This is a genomic window from Pseudoalteromonas sp. S3776 (genome assembly GCF_005886915.1).
In the GTDB taxonomy this organism is placed as follows: domain Bacteria; phylum Pseudomonadota; class Gammaproteobacteria; order Enterobacterales; family Alteromonadaceae; genus Pseudoalteromonas.
Genome location: NZ_PNCU01000246.1, coordinates 1 through 303 on the forward strand (window position 1 = coordinate 1; position 303 = coordinate 303).

1 protein-coding gene is annotated in these 303 nt (G+C 47.5%); it reads right to left on the minus strand.

Going from position 1 to position 303, the window contains the following annotated elements; translation table 11 throughout:
* On the minus strand, positions 1-303 hold a 303-nt coding region (locus CWC16_RS19775; RefSeq protein WP_138542716.1), incomplete at both ends, for an efflux RND transporter permease subunit.

Sequence of the window (303 nt, forward strand, 5' to 3'; positions counted from 1 at the left end):
CACCCATCTCAATCGTATGATTGAACATATTAATATTGATGGACAAGACCATAGGCATCAGACCTAACACGGTGGTGATAGTCGTCAGCATGACAGGTCTTAGACGCTGCGCTCCGGTTCTGAGAACGGCCTCTCGGGTGCTGTACCCTTCTTGTCTCAGACTGTTGAAAGTGTCGATCAATACAATGTTGTTGTTTACCACAATACCGGCCAGCGCAATAATGCCAATGCCGCTCATGACAATGCCAAAGTTTTGATCGGTAATCATCAGCCCCAGGAAAACACCGCCTGTTGCCAGAATGA